The following is a 15763-nucleotide window of genomic DNA, read 5'->3' on the forward strand; positions in this document are numbered from 1 at the left end:
GCGGCCCCTGTGGGAGGCCGCTTTCATTTTTCGCCTGAGCCCTATTCTAAGCACCGGGGCCCGGGATACAAGACAGGCCGACGGAAAAGGAGAGCAGTGATGGGCATCACCCGGCAAATGGGCGCGCGGCGGTTCGGACGGTGGAACTGGCTGGGGCTTTACGAGCTGGCCCGGCGGGAGGTGATGCGCTTCCTGTCGGTCTGGACGCAGACGGTGCTTGCGCCCCTGGTGACGGCGGGGCTGTTCCTGGCCGTCTTCGCGCTGGCGATCGGGCCGAGCCGTGGCGATGTGATGGGGGTGCCGTTCCTGCATTTCCTGGCGCCGGGCATCCTGACGATGACGGTGATCCAGAACGCCTTCGCCAATGCCTCATCCTCGCTGATGGTGGCGAAGGTGCAGGGCAATATCGTCGATACGCTGATGCCGCCCCTGTCGGCGGCGGAGCTGGTGATCGGATATGTCACCGGCGCCGTGGCGCGGGGTGTACTGGTCGCGGTATCGACGGGGATCGTGATGGTCGTGGGGCTGGGCGTGCCGCTGGCGCATCCGTTCGTGGCGCTGGCCTTCACGATCCTCGGAGCCGCGCTTCTGGGCGGGCTGGGGCTGATCGCGGCGATCCTGGCCGAGAAGTTCGATCATATGGCGGCGATCACGAATTTCATCGTCACCCCGCTCGCCTTCCTGTCGGGCACGTTCTACTCGATCGAGGGGTTGCCCGGCTGGCTTCAGGCCGCGAGCCACATGAACCCCGTCTTCTACCTGATCGACGGGGTGCGGTTCGGGGTGATCGGGGTGTCAGACAGTTCCCCGGCCCTCGGCTTCGCCGTGGCGGCGGCGGCGACGGCGGCGGTGCTGGCGCTATCGTGGTACTGGTTCAGGACGGGCTATCGCCTGAAGGCCTGAGGCGGCTTTCGCGCCAGGCCAGGACGAGGCCGGCCGCGACGATCATCGCGCCGCCGGTGAGGCTGATCCGGCCCGGGATCACCCCGAAGACCGCCGCGTCGAAGAGCGTGGCGACGAGGAGCGTGGCGTAGCTGAACGGGACGACGAGGCTTGCCTCGGCCCGCGCCATCGCGTTGACGAAGCAGCCCTGCGCGCAGGCCATCGTGACGCCGATCGCGGCGAGCGCCGCCCATTGCGCGCCCGTGGGCGGCACCCAGACGAAGAGCACCGCAAGGGTCGCGATCACCGTGCCGATGGCGTTGTTGACGAGGAGGATCTGAAGCGGGCTTTCGGCCCGGCTGAGCCATTTGATCAGGATGATCTCGAACCCGAGGATCAATGCCGCGCCGAGGGCGAGAAGCGCGCCGGTCTCCAGCGCCCCCTGCCCCGGCCGCAAGAGCACCAGCGCGCCGGCGAAGGCGAGGCAGGCCGCGCCGATCCGCCAGGGCCCCACGCGTTCGCCCAGAAGCGGGATAGCGAGGAGCATGGCGAAGACCGGGTTGAGGAAGCTGATTGCCGTGGCATCCGAAAGCGGAATGAAGGCGATGGCCGCGAACAGGAGCGAGATCCCCGCCCAGCCGCAGAAGGTGCGCGCGATGTGCACCGGGAGGTTCACGCGGTGAAACCTGAGGCGGAGCGCGAGGGCCGCCCCGGCGATCGCCAGAAGTGCGAAGATGAAGCGCCCGTGGCTGACCTGAAGCGGCGAGAGCGCGGGGCCGATCGCGCCAGTCGTCAGCGTCTTGGCCAGAAGCGAGGCCGTGGCGATGAAGACGGTGGAGCCCAGCATGAAGAGGATCGCGCGCACCGGATCCTCCCGCGCCGGGGTGAAGACCTTTGCCTGGGGCGTGTTCGTGATCCCGGTGCGCATGGCGTGGCGCTACACCAACGCGGGCCGGCGCGCCATTGCGGAAATGGCTGGACAGCGCCCGGCCCGCGCGCTATCGCCCGGCCCATGAGGATTGCCGGACAGATAGCGCTTCGACGCCGACGCTGATGCGTCCGGATGTGCGTGCGGTGCACATCCCGTTCCTCTTTCCCACTTTCCGTTGACTTGGCCCGAGCGCGCTCCTACCCCTTGGGCTTCTCGAAAAGGACCAAACCCCCATGTTTCCCTCGATCCTGCCCACCTATAACCGCGCGCCGCTTTCGTTCGAGTCGGGCGACGGCGTCTGGCTGACCGAGCGGGGGGGCGCGCGATACCTCGACCTCGGGGCGGGGATCGCGGTGAACGCGCTGGGGCATGCGCATCCCGCGCTGGTAGAGGCGCTGACGCGGCAGGCCGGGAAGGTCTGGCACCTGTCGAACCTCTACGAGATCCCCGAGCAGCAGAAGCTTGCGGATCTGCTTGTGGGGGCGACTTTCGCCGATACGGTTTTCTTCACCAATTCGGGGACGGAGGCCTGCGAACTGGCCGTGAAGATGGTGCGGAAGTACTGGTACGAGGCGGGCGACCCAGAGCGGGTGGAGATCGTGACCTTCTCGGGCAGTTTTCACGGCCGCTCTTCCGCCGCGATCGCCGCGGCGGGATCGGAGAAGATGACGAAGGGGTTCGGACCCCTTCTGCCCGGCTTCGTGCATGTGCCCTGGGGCGACCACGAGGCGCTTCGGGCGGCGGTGGGTGAGAGTACGGCGGCGATCATGGTGGAACCGATCCAGGGCGAAGGCGGCATTCGCGTGCTGCCCGACCCGTGCCTGAAGGGTTTGAGTGATCTCTGCGACGAGACCGGGGCGCTTCTGGTTCTTGACGAGGTGCAATGCGGGATGGGCCGGACCGGCAAGCTTTTCGCCCATGAATGGGCGGGGATCGACCCCGACGTGATGATGGTGGCGAAGGGGATTGGCGGCGGCTTCCCCCTCGGCGCTGTGCTGGCGACCGAGCGCGCGGCGTCGGGGATGACGGCGGGCACCCACGGGTCGACCTATGGCGGCAACCCGCTGGCCTGTGCCGTGGGGACCGCGGTGATGGAGATCGTGAGCGATCCCGCCTTTCTTGACGAGGTGAACCGGAAGGCGGGGCTTTTGCGCCAGAAACTCGAAGGCCTTGTCGCCGCGCATCCCGCGCTGTTCGAAGCGGTGCGCGGCCAGGGCTTGATGCTGGGCCTCAAATGCCGCCGTCCGGTGGGCGACATCGTTTCCGCCGGCTATGGCGCGCATGTGGTGACCGTGCCCGCCGCCGAGGACGTGATGCGGATTCTTCCCGCGCTGACGATCACCGATGACGAAATCGCCGAGGCCGTGAGCCGGCTGGAGCGCGCGGCGGAAAGCCTCGCCGCGCCCGCCGCCTGAGCGCCCTGCCCTGATCTATTCCGGAGACCCGAGATGCCCCATTTCCTGGACATCCATAAGACCGACCCTGCCGATCTGAAGGCCATGCTGGCCTCTGCCGCCGCGATGAAAGCGGCGCGCCGGGGGCGCCCGAAGGGGGCGCCTGATGACGACACGCCATTCGCGGGGCGCATGGTGGCGCTGATCTTCGAGAAGCCTTCGACCCGGACGCGGGTGTCGTTCGATGTGGGGGTGCGGCAGATGGGGGGCGAGACGCTTCTTCTGACCGGATCGGAGATGCAGCTGGGCCATGGCGAGAGCATTGCCGATACCGCGCGGGTGCTGTCGCGCTATGTCGACATGATCATGATCCGGACCTTCGAGGAAACGAGCCTTCTGGAACTGGCCGAGCACGCGACGGTGCCGGTGATCAACGGGCTGACGAACCGCACACATCCCTGCCAGATCATGGCCGACCTCATGACCTACGAGGAGCACCGGGGCCCCATTCAGGGCAAGACGGTTGTCTGGCTGGGCGACGGCAACAACGTCTGCGCGTCCTTCCTGCATGCCGCCGGGCAGCTTGGGTTCAACGTGACCTTCGCGGGGCCCGAGCCACTTGACCCGGAGGATGCCTTCGTGGCCTTCGCGCGGGAGCGGGGCGCGAAGGTGCGGATCGAACGGGATGCCGAAGCCGCCGTGGCGGGGGCCGATCTGGTGGTGACGGACACCTGGGTATCGATGCATGACGCGCCCTCGACGCGGGAACGGCGGCACAACCTTCTGCGCCCCTACCAGGTGAACGACGCGCTGATGGCGAAGGCCGCGCCCGATGCGGTGTTCATGCACTGCCTGCCCGCGCACCGGGAGGAAGAGGTGACGAATTCGGTGATGGACGGCCCGCAATCGGTGATCTTCGACGAGGCGGAGAACCGGCTGCACGCGCAGAAGGCGATCATGCGGTGGTGCGCGGGGGTGTGAGGGCGGCTATTCGGCCCAGGAGCGCAACAGGTTTGCGCGGGTCTTGAAGGCGAGGTCGGTTTCGTCGCTGTCGGGAGCCACGGCCTGCATTTTCTGGCAGATCCGGTCGAGATCGCGCAGGGTCTCGCGCCGTTCGGGATCGCGGACGCGGCTTTGGACCCAGGTGACGGCGGCGAGGCGTTCGCCGCGCGTGACGGGCACGACGCGGTGGAGCGTCGAGGACGGATAGGTCAGCACCGCGCCTGCAGGGGCCTTCTGGCGGCGGATGCCGAAAGTGCTGTGGATCTCGAGTTCGCCGCCATCGTAGCTTTCGGGATCGCTGAGAAAGAGCGTGACCGAGACATCGGTGCGGAACTGCGCGTCTGCGCCCATGAGTGCGTCGTCGACGTGGAGGCCGTAATCCATCCCCTCGCGGTAGCGGCTGAGAAGCGGGCGCTGGACGCGGGCCGGGAAGAGGAGATTGCGGAAATCGGTGCTGCGGCGGAGGCCCGAGAGGACGAGGTTGTCGATCTCATTGCGATCCGTTGCATCGTTGCCGATCTGTTCGTTGTTCTTCACCCGCTTGGCGCGGTAGCCGGCGGTGGCGCGGCCATCGACGAAGTCGTGCGCCATCATCCAGTCGCGGATCGTGGCGACCTCGTCAGGGGTCAGGATGTTGTTGATCTGGAGGAACAGGGGTTTGGTGCCTTCGTGCCGCCGCCGCCGGGAAACCCCGGCGGCGGCATGGTTTCGGTCAGATCACGTCGAAGATGAAGTCGCTGGCATTGATGAGATCCACATCGACGCCTTCCAGCGTGATCATGTTGGACCCGCCAAGGATGGCCCCGCCATCGAGGAAGATCACGGTTTGTGTCGCGTTGCCAATAATCAACATGTCGCCCAGATCCGTGATGCCGTAGGCGCTGACGTCGAGGAGGTCCTTGTCAATCTCGAAGTCCATGATCGTGTCGGCGCCGCTGTTCGGCCCGAAGACGAAGGTATCTGCGCCGCCGATGACGGTATCGGCGGTGCCGTCGCCCCACATCGTGTCGTTGCCTTCGCCGCCCTCGATGATGTCGTCGCCGCCTGTCAGCGTCGAGGTGCTGCTGTTGCCTTCGCCGCCGGCGCCCGCGGTTGCGATGCCGTCGCCGTAGATGGTGTCGTCGCCTTCGCCGCCGTAGATCATGTCGTCGCCGCCGACAATGGTGGCGTCGCCGCCCTGGCCATCGGTGCCGAACTGGCCGGGCGATCCCGGAGAGCCCAGGGCGCCAACATCGCCTTCGGAGCCATTCTCTCCGCCCCCTGTGCCGCCAAAGCCGCCAGAGCCAGCAAACCCCTTTTTCGCCACCTGCACCGCCAGCGCCCTGGTCACCACCCGCTCCACCGGTTGCAATGCCGTCGCCGTAGATCAGGTCGTGCCCGCTTGCGCCGTAGATGATGTCATCGCCGCCGAAGAGGGTGGCGTCGCCGCCGTCGCCGCCATCGCCACCGTCGCCGCCATTGCCGCCAGTTCCAGCGTCGCCGCCGTTACCGCCGTCGCCTCCGACACCGGTCGGATCCTCAGCCCCGTCGCCGCCGGTGCCGCCATTCCCGCCGTTGCCGCCAGTGCCACCAGTGCCGCCGTCGCCGCCAATCACGATCCCGTCGCCATAGATCGTGTCGTCGTCCGCGCCGCCGTCGAGCGTGTCGTGGCCGAATTCACTGGCGTTGAGAACGGCGTTGCCGCCGTTGCCGCCGTTACCGCCAGTGGCGCCAGTGGTACCAATCCCGCCCGGATCCCCGTCTCCTCCGGGATCACCGGGGTTCACGCCATCGGTTCCCGGGGCGCCATCGCGCCCATCGCGGCCGTCAGAACCGCGTCCGCCGTTCCCTCCGTTGCCACCGGTGGCCACCCCGTCACCATAGAGGATATCGTTATCGTTATTGCCGGAGATCACGTCTTCGCCGCCGACTATCGTGGCGGTTCCACCGGCCCCGCCCTTTCCCCCGTCAAGAAATGTCATTCCAAAGTTACTTTTTACGCCACCTCCGCCACTGCCGCCGGTGGCGATGCCATCGCCGTAAATCACATCCTCGCCGCTGCCAGCGACCGCGGAATCGTTACCTCCGCTGACCTTCGCTGTGCCGCCTGTGCCGCCGTCTAGCTGGTTTGGATTTGAAGTGATCCCCGCGCGCCCGTTTCCACCGTTGGCGAGACCATCGCCTTAGATCGTGTCGTCGCCATCATCACCCTTGAGGCTGTCGTCACCGCCGATAACTTCGGCTGCGCCGCCATTCCCCTGCCCAATGGTCCCAACCGTTTTGATGACACGTCCGTCCCCGAAGATCGTGTCGTCGCCGTCGCCGCCCTGAATCGTGTCGCTGTCGCCTCTTCCGTCAAGTATGATCTTAACGGGGTTTCCGTCGATAAGTCTTCTGTCCCCGTAGATCGTGTCGTCGCCGCCATCGCCCTTGATCAGGTCGCTGCCGCCGAGGCCCGACAAGGTGTTGTCGTTGTCATCGCCGAAGATCCGGTCGTCGTCCTCGGTTCCAATCGCAACGCCCGTGCCGTCTGGTCTAATCGGTTTCATCTATGTCTTCCCCCATTTCGCGCGCCTTTGGCGCGACAACGTTTGCCAAGGGGGCAAAATACGCCCCTCACGACGCCAAAAGCGCCATGTGACCTGTTGATTTTCTGAAGTTTTCGCCCTTCCCCGGGAGAATTTGAGCACACGTTCAACGACCTAGCAAGAAAATTGTTTATGCAGGGTAATGCCGGAGAAGCGAGGCTGCATCCCGTCCGGCGCGCCGGGCGCCGTGCGGCGACTCACGCGGCTGCGGGGCGGTTCGATTTGTGGCGGAACCGGGGCGCCTCTGTCACCGTTCCCGGCAACAATTCCGCGAACTTCCGGCCAGCGTTTCGCCCCCGTCCGCAGTTCAGCATAAAAGTGACTGTTTCCTCGGAGGCCCGGACAAATTGAGGCAAATCTAAGTCGTCACGGGGGCGAGCAATGAAGCGTAACGAGTGTCATAGCAGGTCGGTTTTTAGATACCTGCCTTTCAGTATCCCAGTGGTTGAGCTGGGCGGGTTCATTCTGCTGGCTCTTGCTGGCTTGGTTTGACGAGTGCTGCTGCGGGGTCCCGCAGCGCAGTGTGTATCTCGGGGGGGCGACCCTCCGGCGCCCGGTCATCCGCCGCGTGTTGCGGCATCGATGGCCGGGCGTATCCTTTCGTCAAGATGGCGTTTCGTGATCGGCCCGCGATAGTGCAGGATCACGTTGCCGTTGCCGTCGATGAAGAAGGTTTCCGGCAGCGCGTAGACGCCCCATTCGATCGACTGGCGGTTCTTCGGGTCGTGGACGACCCCGTCGAAGGGGTTGCCGAGTTCATCGAGGAAGGCGCGGGCCTGATCGAAGGTGATGTCGCGGTTGACGCCGTAGACCGGGAATTCCTCGGCCAGTTCCATGATGTTGGGGTGTTCGGACCGGCAGGGCGCGCACCAGCTGGCCCAGAAGTTCACCACCTTGATGCCGTCGGCCGTGAGCGCGGCCTGATCGAAGACCGGATAGGGCGGGACGGCGATGGGATCGATCGGCGGGGCGGGGAAGCCTTCTTGCGCAGACGGCAGCACGTTGGGATTTTCGCGCTGCATGCCGACGAAGAACACGGCTGCGATGGCCGCGAAAAGAAGCGGCGGCAGCAGCATGAGGGGCTTGATCCTAGCCATTCTTCACCCGGGCCTCGGCCGCTTCGAGGGCGCGGCGCACCTTGCGGGCGCGGCTGACGCTGAGCCAGATCAGCGCAGCGAGAAGCGCCAGCGTGACCGCGTAGCTCGAAAGCACCTCGAAGGAATATGTTCCGAGATCGGGCATCAGGCGGCCTTTTCGCGGATTTCGAGGGCGTAGAGCCGGCGGGCCCGGATTTCCGTCGCCGTACGGTAGAAGACGAGCGCCACGAAGAGGAAGAAGAACCCCGCCATGGCGAGGATCGCGGGATACCAGAAGACGTCGGCGATGTTTTCCTCCTTGTCGAGCGAGAAGGTTGCGCCCTGGTGGAGCCCCTGGCTCCAGAACACCGCCGCGTAGCGGGAGAGGACCGCGAAGACGGAGCCGACGAGGCAGAGGACGGAGGTGAGATCGGCCGCCATGTCGGGATCCTCGATTGCCGACCAGAGCGCCATGTAGCCCAGATAGAACAGGAACAGGATCAGGAAGGAGGTGAGCCGGGGATCCCATTCCCACGGCGTGCCCCACATCGGCTGCCCCCAGATCGCGCCGGTCAGAAGCCCGATCAGGGTGAAGGTGACCCCGATGGGGGCCGCGGCCTTCGCGGCGAGCGCCGAGACGTGATGCCGCCGGATCAGCCAGACGAGCGAGGTGACGACCATCATCGCCCAGGCCGACGTGGCCATGGTGGCGGCGGGGACATGGATGTAGAGGATCTTGACCGTCGAGCCCATGCGGAAATCGTCGGGCGTGAAGAAGAAGCCCCAGCCGAGCCCCGCCGCGAGGCAGAGGCCCGCGATCACGAAAGAGACCGGCGCGACCCTGTCGGCAATGCCCATGAAGCGGCGCGGATTGGCGAATTCCCAGAACGACATGGGCGGAATTTAGGGGGGGCCGCGGAACTCCACAATGGTACGTGTTAGCGCAGATTGACGCGGAGGGCGGCGGCGGCGGCGAAGGGCAGCAGGGCGACGCTGGCCAGCGTGACGCCGGCCAGGAGGGCGAGGCCCGGCCCGAGCGTCAGGCCTTCGGCTGCCCGGCGCACGATATCGGCGCCGAAGATCAGGGTGGGGATGTAAAGCGGCAGGACGAGGATCGACAGAAGAAGCCCGCCGCGCTTCAGCCCCACCGTCAGGGCCGCGCCGAAGGTGCCGATCATCGACAGCGCGGGCGTGCCGATCAAAAGGCTGACCGCGAGCCAGAGATAGCCCCCCGGTGCGAGGTTCAGGAGAAGCCCGAGAACGGGGGCCGCGAGCGCCAGCGGCAGGCCGGTCGTCACCCAGTGGGCGACGGCCTTGGCGGCGATCAGCCCTTCAAGCGGGATCGGGGAGGTTGCCAGAAGATCGAGGGAGCCGTCTTCGCGATCGATGGCGAAGATCCGGTCGAGCGAGAGAAGGCAGGCCAGGAGCGCGCCGACCCAGAGGATCCCCGGCGCGAGGATGCCGAGCACGCCCGTGTCCGGCCCGACGCCGAAGGGCACCAGCACCACGACGATCAGGAAGAAGGCGAGCGCGAGCCCGAAGCCGCCGCCCGCGCGGATCGCGAGGCGGATGTCGCGGAGGACCAGCGCCCTCATACGAAGGCCTCGTCGAAGGCGTCGCGGGTGTCGCCCTGCCCCGGCGCCGCGCGGTACTGGCCCAAGTCCAGCGTTTCCGCCTCGAACCCCAGATCGATATGGGTGGCGATGACAGCCGCGCCGCCGCCGGCGAGGTGATCGGCGATCAGATCGCGAAACCGGGCCGTGGAGGCCGCGTCGAGCGACACGGTGGGTTCGTCGAGGAGCCAGACGGGCCGGTTCGTCACCACGAGGCGGGCAAGGCCGAGGCGGCGTTTCTGCCCGGCCGAAAGGTTCTGGGCCGGGCGGTCGGCCAGGTCGGTGAGGTCGAACGCGCGGAGCGCCGGGGCGATATCGCGCGTGCCGAAGATCTCGGCCCAGAAGACGAGGTTCTCCGCCACCGTCAGCACCGCCTTCAGCCCGTCGAGATGGCCGGCATAGGCCAGCCCCTCTTCTGGCGCGTCGAGACGGCCCGAGAGCGCGGGCTGGAGGCCAGCGAGGGTTCGAAGAAGCGTGCTTTTGCCGATCCCGTTCGGGCCGCGCAGGACGAGCGCCTGCCCGGGCCCCACCGAGAAGGAGACGCCCGACAGGATCGGGACGCCGCCGCGCGCGCAGGAGATGTCATGGGCCGACAGGATCATGGGCACGGTCTACCCCGGGGAACCGGCGCGGGGAAGACGCCGTCAGACCGGAACGAGCGCAAGGCCAACCCGGCGGCCTTCGCTGAGAAGGACATTGTAGGTGCGGCAGGCGGCGGGCGAGGCCATGACCTCGACCCCGAGGCCCGCCTCTTCCAGCGTCGTGCGGAGCGGGGCCGGAATATGCGCGATCTCGGCCCCGGTGCCGATGAAGAGTACGTCGAGCGCCTCTGCCGCCGCGACGAGCGTTTCGGCATCATCATAGCCACCCCAGGGGCCGATGCCCGAGGGCAGGATGACGAGCGCGCCGTGATGCACCGTGCCGCCGATCCGGAAGAAGCCGGGCCCGTAGCCTTCGACGGGTTGTGCCCCGGTATAGGTGATTTCGTTCAACCGCATGGCACGGGTTTAGCGCGGACGGGCGAGGAATTGAACAGGGAACGGTGCCCTCAGTCCCAGAGCGGGAGGCCGGAGATCGCCGAGAGCGCGATGAGCGCGTAGGCGACGCGGCGATAGAGCCCTTCGTGCCCCGGGCGGAAGAACCGCGCGCCCAGGATGTTGCCTGCCCCGCAGGGCAGGATCATCAGGAGCCCCAGAAGGATTGCGCCCCCGTCGAGGCGGCCGAAAAGCGCGAGCGTGGGCAGGATCACCGTATCCGACAGGATGAGGTAGAGGAGCGTGTTGGCGCGCACCACCTGCGATGGCCGGGCGCTTGTCATGTAGAGCAGGATCACCGGCGGGCCCGGGAGACCCGCCGTGCCCGCCGTGATGCCGGAGAGAAGCCCCGTGCCGAAGATCATCGGGCGGCCGAGGTTTCCCCGGTATCGGAGGCCGAGACCAAGGCAGAGAAGAAGCACCAGGGCGACGCCCGAGACGGCGTAGCGGAAGACCTCTGCCGGGACCTGCGTCAGAAGCCAGATGCCCAGGGGAAGCGCGATGACGAAACCGGTGCCGAGGCGGATCAGATCCTTCGGCTCGCCTTCGCGCCAGGCGCGCGGGGCGTTCGGGAGGGGCGAGACGATATCCATCAGAACAAGCGTCGTTATCGCGGCGAAGGGCGACAGGACCTGGCCCGCGATGGGCAGGTAGATCATCGCCGTGCCGAAGCCCGAGAAGCCCCGGACAAGCCCCGCCGTGAAGGCCGCGGCGGCGATGAGAGCGAACTGGCCCGTCTCGAGCCCGGCGATCATCCCCTGAGCCCGTCGAAGACCGGAAGCCCCGTGACGATGGCGAGGCCGATGATCGCATAGGCGGCTATTCGGTAGGCGCGTTCGCGTTCGGGGCGGAAGAGGTGGCGGCCGAGGACGCTTCCCGCCCCGTAGAACGGAAGCATGATGGTGCCGAGCCAGAGCGCTTCGGGTTTCAGGAGGCCCTGCAGGGCCATCTGCGGGAGGACGATCAGGCTTGTGAGCGTGAGGAAGATCAACGTGTTCGCGCGTACCCGCCCTGCCCCGTCGCCGGTGGCGAGGTTGAAGAGGATCACGATCGGCCCGAGGAGCCCCGTCGCCCCGCCCATCACCCCCGCCGCGCCCGCCACCGCCACGCTAGGGCCGAGCCCGGGGCGGATGGTGAAGCGCATGCCGAGGATCAGGGCGCCGAGCGTGACCGCCGCGACGAGGGCGACGGCGAGGCGGATCGCCTCGGGATCGAGGATCTTCAGCAGCCAGATGCCCGCCGGGAGCGTGGCGCTGGCCGCCGCGATCATCAGGAGCGTGACGCGCCGGTCGCACTGCCTCCAGGCCGCCGGGACGAGGGTGACGAGGGAGGACAGCGTGCCGAGCGCGAAGGCGACAATGGCAAGGACCGGGTCGATCAGCGCCGCGGCGATGGGCATGAAGACGAGCGCAGCCCCGAAGCCCGCGAAACCGTAGACGAGACCTGCCAGAGCCGTTGCGGCGAGAACCGGGACCAGCGGCAACGCAAACGCTGCCGCCAGGGCCTCAGGCATCTATGTTCTCGAACTGCGTTCCGGCGCCGGCCGAGGGTTTCGACCAGTCGCGCTTGACGCCCAGGAAGAGCAGCGTGGCCGAGGCCACGAAGATCGACGAATAGGTTCCGACGATCACGCCCCAGATCATCGCGAAGACGAAGCCCCGGATCACGTCGCCGCCCAGGAAGAACAGCGAAAAGAGCGCCAGAAGCGTGGTGAAGGACGTCATGAACGTCCGGCTGAGCGTCTCGTTGATCGAGAGGTTCAGGACTTCCTTCAGATCCTTCTTCTTGTAGCGGCGCAGATTCTCGCGCACCCGGTCGAACACAACGACGGTGTCGTTCAGCGAATAGCCCACGATCGTCAGAAGGGCCGCGATGATCGGCAGGTCGAAGCGGATCTGAAGCTCGGAAAAGATGCCGATCGTCAGGATCACGTCATGGACGAGCGCGATCACCGCGCCCACCGCGAACTGCCATTCGAAGCGGAGCCAGATGTAGACGAGGACCGCGCCGATCGCGAGGAGAACCGCGAGAATCGCGGTCGTGATCAGCTCTCCCGACACCGTGGGGCCCACGGATTCGACCGAGGAGAACGGAAGCTGGAGCCCGGGATCGGCCGCCTGGAGCGCGGCGCCCAAGGCCTCGATCGTGCCCGCCCCCACCGCTTCGGCCCCGTCCTGGGCCTGGATGGTGATGGACACGATGTTCTGGGCGCCCGCGAAAGTCGGGTCGAAGACGCCGACGATGGTGACATCGCCGAGGTTCAGGGGCTGCAAGGCCTCGCGATAGATGCCCACATCGATCTGCGACGTGCTTTCGGCGCGGATCGTGGTGCCGCCAGAGAAATCGATGCCGTAGTTGAGGCCCTGCAGGAGGAACGACACGAGGGCAACGACCATCATCGCCCCGGAGATGCCGAGCCAGAGCTTCCAGCGGGCGAAGAAATCGAAATTGGTTTCGGAGGGGACGAGTTTCAGGCGCATGGGATCAGACCTCGATCGTCCGGGGCCGCTTCCGCTCGAACCAGATGACGATCAGAAGGCGCGTCACGTAGATGGCGGTGAAGACGGAAGTCAGGATGCCAAGGCCCAGCGTCACCGAGAAGCCGCGCACGGGTCCCGAGCCCACGGCGAAAAGGATCACCGCGGTGATGAACGTGGTGATGTTGGCGTCGATGATGGCCGAGAGCGCCTTTTCGTACCCGAGTTCGATGGCGCGGGCGGGGCCCTTGGCGGTTTTCAGTTCCTCGCGGATCCGTTCGAACACCAGCACGTTGGCGTCGACCGCCATGCCGATGGTGAGCACGATCCCGGCGATGCCGGGCAGCGTGAGCGTGGCGCCGATCAGCGAGAGAAGACCGAAGATCAGAGCGATGTTCAGGATAAGCGCGATGTTGGCGAAGATGCCGAAGAGCCCGTAGGAGGCCGCCATGAAGACGAGGACGGCGGCGAAGGCCACGAGGCAGGCGATGCGGCCCGCTTCGATGGAATCCTCGCCCAGTTCCGGGCCGATGGTGCGTTCTTCGAGGAAGGTGAGTTCGGCAGGCAGGGCGCCGGCGCGGAGGAGAACGGCGAGGTTCGTCGATTCCTCGATCGTGAAGTTGCCGGTGATGATGCCCGACCCGCCGGGAATGTGGCTTTGGATCGTGGGGGCCGAGATCACCTCTTCATCGAGGACGATGGCGAAGGGGGAGCCGATGTTTTCGGCCGTGTAATCGCCGAAGTCGCGCGCGCCGGCGGGATTGAAGCGGAAGGTGACGGCGGGACGCCCGTTCTGATCGAAGGAAGGTTGCGCGTCGGTCAGCTGTTCGCCGGTGACGACGGGCGACTGTTCGAGCACGTAGAACACGCCCGGTTCGTCGATGGACGGATAGGTGACGGTGCGGCCCTCGCCCGTGTCATCGGCGGAGGTGCCGATGCCCACCACCGGGTGGAAGGTGAGCTGGGCGGTGGTGCCGATCAGATCCTTGAGTTCCTGGGCGGAGCCGACGCCGGGCACCTGGATCAGGATCCGGTCTTCGCCCTGGCGCTGGATCGTGGGTTCGCGGGTGCCGACCTCGTCGACCCGGCGGCGGATGATCTCGAGCGATTGCTGAATCGTGCGGTCGTCGGTGGCCGCCTTTTCCTCTACCGTGAGCTGGATGGTGATGACATCGCCCTGCCCCGCCACCTCGATGTCGGACCCGCCGACGCCGGTGAAGGAAACGATCGGGCGCGCGAGGCCGCGGACGGTTTCGAGCGCGGTTTCAAGCCCCTCGGGCTGGGAAATGCGGACGCGGAGTTCGTCATCCGGGCTTGGCTGGCGGCGGATCGTGCCGACCTGATCGCGCACCTCGCGCAGAGCATCGCGGACATCGAACCACATGCCGTTCATGCGGGAGGCATAGACATCCTCGACCTGAACCTCGGCCAGAAGATGCGCACCGCCGCGAAGATCGAGCCCGAGGTTCACGAGCCCGCTGGGCAGGAAATCGGGCCAGCGCGCGCGATCCGCCTCGCGTTCGGGGGTGGTGCCCAAAACCTCGATCTCGGCCAGGGCATCGTTGTGCTTTTCGACGCGATCATAGAACAGGTTGGGGGCCGCGAGGATGAGGCCGACGGCCAGCGTCAGCCAGATCATTACCCGTTTCCAGGCTTCGATTTGGATCATGGCGGGGGCCCCGCTTACGCCGCGGGTTCGGTTTTCGAGAGCACCTGGGAGATCGTGCTGCGCACGACGCGCACCTTCACGCCATCGGCGATTTCGACCTCGACCTCGTTATCGGCCTCTTCCTTCACGCGGGTCACCTTGCCGATGAGCCCGCCTTGCGTCACGACCTGATCGCCCCGGCGCAGGGCCGCGACCATGGCCTGATGTTCCTTCACCTTCTTCTGCTGGGGACGGATCAGGAAGAAATACATGATCGCGAAGATCAGAATGAGCGGGATGAAGCTGCCGAAAGCGGCGGCTCCGCCACCTGCGGCTTGCGCGTAGGCCGGTGTTGCGAACATGGAAAGTAGCCCTGTTTTGACGGGGCGCATCAGACCCCTCGTTCGAGTTCCGGTCTTCTATCTGTGGGTTTTGCCGATGGCAAGCAAGGGCGGGGGCGAAATGGGCGGCGTGAGGGCTGACGTGGGGGCGGCTCGGGGGGCGAGAGGTGGCGGGGATGCTTTGCGGCGAAGGTCCGCTTCGAGCCGATTGTGTTGAAAAACTCCACTTGAGGGGCGCGTCATCGGCTGATTCACTTCTCCCGAGGCAAGGGAGGTCTGGCGATGATGGGGCCGCGGCAGGTGGCGCAAGGTGCGCTGTTCTACGAGTTCTCGATTGAGGATCACGTCCCGCCGGATCATCTGTTGCGTGCCATGGACCGGTTCGTCGATCTCGGCGAGATGCGCCGACATCTGGCACCATTTTACAGCACGACAGGCCGCCCCTCGGTCGATCCCGAGCTGATGATCCGGATGCTGATCGTTGGTTATGCCTTCGGCATCCGGTCGGAGCGGCGGCTCTGCGAGGAGGTTCGTCTGAACCTGGCGTATCGCTGGTTCTGTCGCCTCGATCTGACCGATCCTGTGCCCGATCACTCAACCTTCTCAAAGAACCGCCACGGCAGGTTCCGGGACTGTGACCTCTTCCGGCACCTGTTCGAGAGCATCGTCGCCCGCTGCATCTCCGAGGGCCTGGTTGGAGGTCAGACCTTCGCCTCGGATGCCAGCCTCATCCGGGCGGACGCGAACAAGCAGTACGCCGCGGCCAAGGCCGAGTGGGACCCTGATCGGATCGATGTG

Annotated in this window: 20 protein-coding genes; 5 read left to right on the plus strand and 15 right to left on the minus strand. The window is 66.4% G+C overall.

What is annotated here, in order from left to right:
* Positions 1-99: 99 nt before the first annotated feature.
* The gene (locus RXV90_RS16895) at positions 100-903 is read left to right on the plus strand and encodes an ABC transporter permease (protein WP_316650062.1); all 804 of its coding nucleotides are present in this window, start codon (positions 100-102) and stop codon (positions 901-903) included.
* Here RXV90_RS16895 and RXV90_RS16900 read toward each other — a convergent pair.
* The gene (locus RXV90_RS16900; RefSeq protein ID WP_316650063.1) at positions 875-1810 is read right to left on the minus strand and encodes a DMT family transporter; all 936 of its coding nucleotides are present in this window, start codon (positions 1808-1810) and stop codon (positions 875-877) included. The two genes, RXV90_RS16895 and RXV90_RS16900, sit on opposite strands and share 29 nt — an antisense overlap.
* Before the next feature lie 236 nt (positions 1811-2046).
* Between RXV90_RS16900 and RXV90_RS16905 the strand changes: the two genes are divergently transcribed.
* The gene (locus RXV90_RS16905; protein WP_316650064.1) at positions 2047-3228 is read left to right on the plus strand and encodes an aspartate aminotransferase family protein; all 1182 of its coding nucleotides are present in this window, start codon (positions 2047-2049) and stop codon (positions 3226-3228) included.
* 33 nt (positions 3229-3261) lie between these two features.
* Entirely contained in the window at positions 3262-4188 is a 927-nt protein-coding gene (argF, locus tag RXV90_RS16910; protein WP_316650065.1) for an ornithine carbamoyltransferase, read from the plus strand.
* 6 nt (positions 4189-4194) lie between these two features.
* Here the strand turns inward: argF and RXV90_RS16915 are convergent, their stop codons facing one another.
* Together RXV90_RS16915 and RXV90_RS16920 are read right to left on the minus strand one after the other, a co-directional pair.
* A complete protein-coding gene (locus RXV90_RS16915; RefSeq protein ID WP_316650086.1) occupies positions 4195-4863 on the minus strand; it encodes a Fe2+-dependent dioxygenase in 669 nt (222 codons plus the stop codon).
* A 58-nt stretch (positions 4864-4921) separates the two neighbouring features.
* Positions 4922-5539, minus strand: a complete 618-nt coding sequence (locus tag RXV90_RS16920; protein WP_316650066.1) for a calcium-binding protein — start codon at positions 5537-5539, stop codon at positions 4922-4924.
* A 43-nt stretch (positions 5540-5582) separates the two neighbouring features.
* Here RXV90_RS16920 and RXV90_RS16925 point away from each other — a divergent pair, with 43 nt between their 5' ends.
* Positions 5583-6311 (plus strand): hypothetical protein, encoded by a 729-nt coding sequence (locus RXV90_RS16925; protein ID WP_316650067.1) that lies wholly within the window; start codon positions 5583-5585, stop codon positions 6309-6311.
* Between the two features lie 60 nt (positions 6312-6371).
* Here the strand turns inward: RXV90_RS16925 and RXV90_RS16930 are convergent, their stop codons facing one another.
* The 12 genes from RXV90_RS16930 to yajC all read right to left on the minus strand — a co-directional run bounded on the left by RXV90_RS16930 (position 6372) and on the right by yajC (position 14986).
* Entirely contained in the window at positions 6372-6737 is a 366-nt protein-coding gene (locus RXV90_RS16930; protein ID WP_316650068.1) for a calcium-binding protein, read from the minus strand.
* 596 nt (positions 6738-7333) lie between these two features.
* A complete protein-coding gene (locus tag RXV90_RS16935) occupies positions 7334-7873 on the minus strand; it encodes a DsbE family thiol:disulfide interchange protein (RefSeq protein WP_316650069.1) in 540 nt (179 codons plus the stop codon).
* On the minus strand, positions 7866-8018 hold the full coding sequence (gene ccmD, locus RXV90_RS16940; RefSeq protein WP_410482377.1) for a heme exporter protein CcmD: 153 nt from the start codon (positions 8016-8018) through the stop codon (positions 7866-7868). Before ccmD ends, RXV90_RS16935 begins: the two co-directional genes overlap by 8 nt.
* Positions 8018-8746, minus strand: a complete 729-nt coding sequence (gene ccmC, locus RXV90_RS16945) for a heme ABC transporter permease CcmC (protein ID WP_316650070.1) — start codon at positions 8744-8746, stop codon at positions 8018-8020. The genes ccmD and ccmC overlap by 1 nt, the downstream gene beginning before the upstream one ends.
* 44 nt (positions 8747-8790) lie before the next feature.
* Positions 8791-9447, minus strand: coding sequence for a heme exporter protein CcmB (ccmB, locus tag RXV90_RS16950; protein WP_316650071.1), 657 nt, complete (start codon positions 9445-9447; stop codon positions 8791-8793).
* The gene (gene ccmA / locus RXV90_RS16955) at positions 9444-10067 is read right to left on the minus strand and encodes a heme ABC exporter ATP-binding protein CcmA (protein ID WP_316650088.1); all 624 of its coding nucleotides are present in this window, start codon (positions 10065-10067) and stop codon (positions 9444-9446) included. The genes ccmB and ccmA overlap by 4 nt, the downstream gene beginning before the upstream one ends.
* 42 nt (positions 10068-10109) lie before the next feature.
* Positions 10110-10463 (minus strand): Mth938-like domain-containing protein, encoded by a 354-nt coding sequence (locus tag RXV90_RS16960; protein ID WP_316650072.1) that lies wholly within the window; start codon positions 10461-10463, stop codon positions 10110-10112.
* A 50-nt stretch (positions 10464-10513) separates the two neighbouring features.
* Positions 10514-11254: a sulfite exporter TauE/SafE family protein gene (locus RXV90_RS16965; RefSeq protein WP_316650073.1), complete on the minus strand. Its 741-nt coding sequence runs from the start codon at positions 11252-11254 to the stop codon at positions 10514-10516.
* Positions 11251-12012, minus strand: coding sequence for a sulfite exporter TauE/SafE family protein (locus RXV90_RS16970; RefSeq protein WP_316650074.1), 762 nt, complete (start codon positions 12010-12012; stop codon positions 11251-11253). The genes RXV90_RS16965 and RXV90_RS16970 overlap by 4 nt, the downstream gene beginning before the upstream one ends.
* Positions 12005-12979 (minus strand): protein translocase subunit SecF, encoded by a 975-nt coding sequence (secF, locus tag RXV90_RS16975; RefSeq protein ID WP_316650075.1) that lies wholly within the window; start codon positions 12977-12979, stop codon positions 12005-12007. The genes RXV90_RS16970 and secF overlap by 8 nt, the downstream gene beginning before the upstream one ends.
* Positions 12980-12983: 4 nt before the next feature.
* Complete coding sequence (secD, locus tag RXV90_RS16980) at positions 12984-14645, minus strand: protein translocase subunit SecD (protein WP_316650076.1); 1662 nt, start codon at positions 14643-14645, stop codon at positions 12984-12986.
* A gap of 14 nt (positions 14646-14659) precedes the next feature.
* Positions 14660-14986 carry a preprotein translocase subunit YajC gene (gene yajC, locus RXV90_RS16985; protein WP_316650077.1) on the minus strand — a complete coding sequence of 109 codons (327 nt, stop codon included), beginning with the start codon at positions 14984-14986 and terminating at the stop codon, positions 14660-14662.
* A gap of 261 nt (positions 14987-15247) precedes the next feature.
* Here yajC and RXV90_RS16990 point away from each other — a divergent pair.
* Positions 15248-15763 (plus strand): transposase (locus RXV90_RS16990; protein ID WP_316650078.1); only part of this gene is annotated, 516 nt, incomplete at its 3' end.

The organism is Ovoidimarina sediminis (assembly GCF_032586175.1).
In the GTDB taxonomy this organism is placed as follows: domain Bacteria; phylum Pseudomonadota; class Alphaproteobacteria; order Rhodobacterales; family Rhodobacteraceae; genus Ovoidimarina; species Ovoidimarina sediminis.

Bases quoted from the DNA above. Each gene is read 5' to 3' on its own strand.
- RXV90_RS16895 (WP_316650062.1), top strand. From the start codon at position 100: ATGGGCATCACCCGGCAAATGGGCGCGCGGCGGTTCGGACGGTGGAAC.
- RXV90_RS16900 (WP_316650063.1), bottom strand. From the start codon at position 1,810: ATGCGCACCGGGATCACGAACACGCCCCAGGCAAAGGTCTTCACCCCG.
- RXV90_RS16905 (WP_316650064.1), top strand. From the start codon at position 2,047: ATGTTTCCCTCGATCCTGCCCACCTATAACCGCGCGCCGCTTTCGTTC.
- argF (WP_316650065.1), top strand. From the start codon at position 3,262: ATGCCCCATTTCCTGGACATCCATAAGACCGACCCTGCCGATCTGAAG.
- RXV90_RS16930 (WP_316650068.1), bottom strand. From the start codon at position 6,737: ATGAAACCGATTAGACCAGACGGCACGGGCGTTGCGATTGGAACCGAG.
- RXV90_RS16935 (WP_316650069.1), bottom strand. From the start codon at position 7,873: ATGGCTAGGATCAAGCCCCTCATGCTGCTGCCGCCGCTTCTTTTCGCG.
- ccmD (WP_410482377.1), bottom strand. From the start codon at position 8,018: ATGCCCGATCTCGGAACATATTCCTTCGAGGTGCTTTCGAGCTACGCG.
- ccmC (WP_316650070.1), bottom strand. From the start codon at position 8,746: ATGTCGTTCTGGGAATTCGCCAATCCGCGCCGCTTCATGGGCATTGCC.
- ccmB (WP_316650071.1), bottom strand. From the start codon at position 9,447: ATGAGGGCGCTGGTCCTCCGCGACATCCGCCTCGCGATCCGCGCGGGC.
- ccmA (WP_316650088.1), bottom strand. From the start codon at position 10,067: ATGATCCTGTCGGCCCATGACATCTCCTGCGCGCGCGGCGGCGTCCCG.
- RXV90_RS16960 (WP_316650072.1), bottom strand. From the start codon at position 10,463: ATGCGGTTGAACGAAATCACCTATACCGGGGCACAACCCGTCGAAGGC.
- RXV90_RS16965 (WP_316650073.1), bottom strand. From the start codon at position 11,254: ATGATCGCCGGGCTCGAGACGGGCCAGTTCGCTCTCATCGCCGCCGCG.
- RXV90_RS16970 (WP_316650074.1), bottom strand. From the start codon at position 12,012: ATGCCTGAGGCCCTGGCGGCAGCGTTTGCGTTGCCGCTGGTCCCGGTT.
- secF (WP_316650075.1), bottom strand. From the start codon at position 12,979: ATGCGCCTGAAACTCGTCCCCTCCGAAACCAATTTCGATTTCTTCGCC.
- secD (WP_316650076.1), bottom strand. From the start codon at position 14,645: ATGATCCAAATCGAAGCCTGGAAACGGGTAATGATCTGGCTGACGCTG.
- yajC (WP_316650077.1), bottom strand. From the start codon at position 14,986: ATGTTCGCAACACCGGCCTACGCGCAAGCCGCAGGTGGCGGAGCCGCC.